Annotated in this window: 3 protein-coding genes, 1 tRNA gene and 1 pseudogene; 3 read left to right on the forward strand and 2 right to left on the reverse strand. The window is 59.4% G+C overall.

The features are described 5' to 3' along the window. Window positions 1-495 precede the first annotated feature (495 nt). The 3 genes from V7665_RS13230 to V7665_RS13240 are packed head-to-tail and all read left to right on the forward strand — an operon-like array spanning window position 496 to window position 3197. Complete coding sequence (locus V7665_RS13230; protein WP_335665004.1) at window positions 496-1839, forward strand: erythromycin esterase family protein; 1344 nt, start codon at window positions 496-498, stop codon at window positions 1837-1839. Between the two features lie 10 nt (window positions 1840-1849). Beyond that, complete coding sequence (locus V7665_RS13235) at window positions 1850-2500, forward strand: dienelactone hydrolase family protein (RefSeq protein WP_335665005.1); 651 nt, start codon at window positions 1850-1852, stop codon at window positions 2498-2500. A 19-nt stretch (window positions 2501-2519) separates the two neighbouring features. Further along, window positions 2520-3197, forward strand: coding sequence for a phosphoribosyltransferase (locus tag V7665_RS13240; RefSeq protein WP_335665006.1), 678 nt, complete (start codon window positions 2520-2522; stop codon window positions 3195-3197). Between the two features lie 94 nt (window positions 3198-3291). Here the strand turns inward: V7665_RS13240 and V7665_RS13245 are convergent. Together V7665_RS13245 and V7665_RS13250 are read right to left on the reverse strand one after the other, a co-directional pair. After that, window positions 3292-3368, reverse strand: a tRNA-Arg gene (locus tag V7665_RS13245). Between the two features lie 94 nt (window positions 3369-3462). Further along, window positions 3463-3732 (reverse strand): annotated as a pseudogene (locus V7665_RS13250) (hypothetical protein); the annotation flags it as partial.

Raw genomic sequence — 3732 nt, forward strand, 5'->3', positions numbered from 1 at the left:
CCGACATGCCGCGCAACAGCGCCAGCCGATAGGCACGAATGACCTGCGGATCGTGCCAGTCGCCGGTCGGCAGGTCTTCGAGAAGCTCTTGCATCCGCTTGATATCAAGCGTCCGCTCCGCCGCATCGCAGCCGGAGATCTGGTGGAGCAATCCCTATCCGATTATCGAGGTGCCGGCTGACTTGAATTGTTGACGACTTTCTGCCCGAGGCCGATGTCGCCGGACTAGTCGACTATAGCCTCGACCGTGTCAAAACCGATGGTGCTGTTTCCGTCCTTCTTCCCGCACGAAGTGCGCCCGATATCCTGTGCCGATGATGATTTTGCCAGCCGGGCTTCCCAATCAACCAGCATCAAATGGTTCGGCAAATTTCGGCAAGAAAATGACATCCCCAGCATGGCATCGGGCCATTCCGTAACATTACGGAACGACTCCGCTGCGGTCTGGCTTTAGCAATATCACTGATCGATCGCCCGAACCGCGAAGGATTTGTGATGAACAAGCCGCTCAATTGGGATCAGCAGCGCCGCAGCCCGTCAGACGAGCTGGTCGAGGCTTTGCGCGACCATGCCGAGCCGCTGCCCGCTCCCGAAAATCAGGAGGAGTTTGGCGAATTTTTTGACCGTTTTGCTGACGCCCAGGTGGTCCTGCTCGGAGAGGCGACGCACGGTACATCGGAATTTTACAGCGCCCGCGCGGCGATCACCCGCCGCCTGATCGAGGAACATGGCTTTACCGTCGTGGCGGTCGAGGCGGACTGGCCCGATGCAGCCCGGATCGATGGCTATGTGCGCCATCACGACCCGCGCCCCAGACGCGGCGATTCCTTTGTCCGCTTTCCGACCTGGATGTGGCGCAATCAGGAGGTCTTGGCGTTCGCCGACTGGCTGCGCGGCTATAATGGAATCCGGGACTTGGTCTGCCAGGCGTCCTTCCACGGACTGGATGTTTACAGCCTCAGCGAGTCCATCTCCTCCGTATTGGAATATCTCGACCGGGTTGACCCTGCTGAAGCCGAAAAAGCCCGCTGGCGCTATGGTTGCCTGACGCCGTGGCAGGATCATCCGACCGAATATGGCAAGGCCGTGGTTCATGGCGGCCTGCAAGATTGCGAGGAAGCGGCGGTCGATCAGTTGCGTCGCCTGTTCGAGAACCGGATGGACTATCTGCAAGAGGATGGCGAAAAATGGTTTGATGCCGCGCAGAATGCCAAGATCGTGGCGGCGGCCGAACGCTATTATCGCGCCATCTATCAGGGGGGAGCGGCCTCCTGGAACCTGCGCGACCGGCATATGTTCGAAACCTTGCAGGCCGTGATCGCCCATCGCGGTTTTGGCGCCAAAGCGGTTGTCTGGGCGCATAATTCCCACATTGGCGATGCCTCGGCAACCGCAATGGGCTGGCGCGGTGAATTTAATATCGGCCAATTATGCCGCATTGCTTATGGTGATGACGCGGTTCTGATCGGCTTTGGCACCGACAATGGCACCGTCGCTGCGGCCAGCGACTGGGGCGCTGACATGCAGATAAAGACGGTCCGCCCCGCGCGCCCGGACAGCTATGAGCATGCATTTCGCCAAACCGGCTATGCCCGTTCGCTGACCGACTGGCGTGGCCGCGACCGGCAGAAATTCGCGCATATGTTGAGAGAGCCTTTGCTGGAGCGCGCCATCGGTGTCGTCTACCGGCCCGAAACCGAGCTGCTGAGCCACTATTTCGAAGCGATATTGGCCGACCAGTTTGATGCCTATGTGTGGTTTGAAACGACCAGGGCGATAACGCCGCTCGGGCACGAAAAACCGCGCGGTGCGCCCGAAACCTATCCCTTCGGTCTGTAAGGAAGCTGCCATGGCCGACGATCTTCCCAAAGCAATCACATCCCGGGAAATAGCGATCCCGCCGCTCGGCCTAAAGGCGATCCTGACCATACCAAAACACGCATCGGGCATGATTGTCTTCGCCCATGGCAGCGGCAGCGGGCGCAAGAGCCCGCGCAACAATCATGTGGCCAGGGCGCTGCAGGAAGATGGTTTTGCAACGCTGCTGCTGGATCTGCTCACCCCCGATGAAGAACTGGACCGGGCCAATGTCTTCGACATTCCGCTGCTGGCCGCTCGTCTGTCGATGGCCGCCCGCTGGGTGCGAGCCCAGGCTGGATTGCAAATGATGCCGATCGGCTATTTTGGCGCGAGTACGGGCGCGGGGGCAGCCCTGGTCGCAGCGGCACGCGACGAGCCTGATATAGCCGCTGTCGTCTCAAGGGGCGGACGTCCGGATCTCGCCGGGGAGTGGCTCGGCAAAGTCCGCGCACCGACGCTGCTGATTGTCGGCAGCCTCGATGGTCAGGTTATCGACCTGAACATAAAGGCGTTTGATGCCCTGTCCGTGCCAAAACGCATGACGATCATTGATGGCGCCAGCCATTTGTTCGAAGAGCCCGGAACGCTGGAGGAAGTCATCATCCATGCCAGCGCCTGGTTTGCTGCTTATCTCAACTAGGACGCTCGAAGGAAATCCCATGGATCAGATCACCCTCCCGTTTGCCGACCGGCGTGAGGCCGGTCGCGCGCTTGCCGCAAGGCTGATCGACAAGGTCAGGGATAATCCCGTCATTGTCGCGCTGCCGCGCGGCGGCGTTCCGGTCGCCTATGAAGTCGCCAAAGCGCTGAACGCCCCGCTCGACCTGCTGATGGTCCGCAAAATTGGTGCAGAGGGCTGGAAGGAATTCGGACTGGGTGCCGTCATCGACGGCGACCATCCGCATCTTGTCCTCAACGAGGATGTGGTTCGCCAGATCGACCCCAATCCGGATTATATTCGCGCCGAAATGCAGCGGCAGCTGAAAGAAATCGAACGCCGCCGCCTGATCTATTGCGGCGACCGGAAGCCGATCAGCCTGACCGGCAGGACCGTTATCGTCGTCGACGATGGCATTGCCACGGGCGGCACGGTGCGAGCGGCGCTCGAGGGTGTGCGCCGAAACAGCCCGGAAAAAGTCATTCTCGCGGTCCCGGTTGCACCGCCGTCAACGCTGGAGGCCCTGGCCGCTCTGTGTGACGAGATCATCTGCCTCGCCTCCCCGGTCAATTTTGGTGCGGTCGGTGCCTTCTACAGCAATTTTGATCAAACAGAAGATGACGAGATCATCCAGCTGCTGGCTGAACTGGAGAAACGGCCGGATATCGGGCGGTGGTGATGATCTAGGCTCGGATTATCGAGCAAAAATTTGCTGATCCCAACCGATGACTGACACAGCCTGTCATTGTCTTGTGGTAAAAATCCCGGAATAATGGTGCACCCGACAGAATTCGAATCTGTGACCTCTGCCTTCGGAGGGCAGCGCTCTATCCAGCTGAGCTACGGGTGCTGAGACGGTGTTCCGCCGGGTGCGCGTTTAGCAGCGGATTTGTCGCTTTGCCAATAGATTATTCTACACCCGGAAAACCGCTCCGTCGCGCGCCTTATTCTTCGCTGTCATCCTTGCGAATCTTCTCGATCTGCTGGAATTTGCCGAGGCCGCAGACACCGCGCGTGTCGAGCTGGCCGCCGGTCTGGGCCAGCACGTGGATGATATCGACATTGCACAGCTGGTTGGTCGAGGTTTTATAGGAAAAGGCTTCCTCAAAGCCCAGGCCGCCGCATTTGTTGGGCAGATTGTTGCGATAGATATCGCCATTGACCATTTTGAAATCGATCGTCTGGTCGTCGATCACATCGGTGGAGCGGATGTG

It is taken from the genome of Parasphingorhabdus sp. (genome assembly GCF_036964675.1).
In the GTDB taxonomy this organism is placed as follows: Bacteria; Pseudomonadota; Alphaproteobacteria; order Sphingomonadales; family Sphingomonadaceae; genus Parasphingorhabdus.

Excerpts from the sequence above, each read along its gene's own strand:
- V7665_RS13230 (WP_335665004.1), top strand. The coding sequence starts at position 496 with ATGAACAAGCCGCTCAATTGGGATCAGCAGCGCCGCAGCCCGTCAGAC.
- V7665_RS13235 (WP_335665005.1), top strand. The coding sequence starts at position 1,850 with ATGGCCGACGATCTTCCCAAAGCAATCACATCCCGGGAAATAGCGATC.
- V7665_RS13240 (WP_335665006.1), top strand. The coding sequence starts at position 2,520 with ATGGATCAGATCACCCTCCCGTTTGCCGACCGGCGTGAGGCCGGTCGC.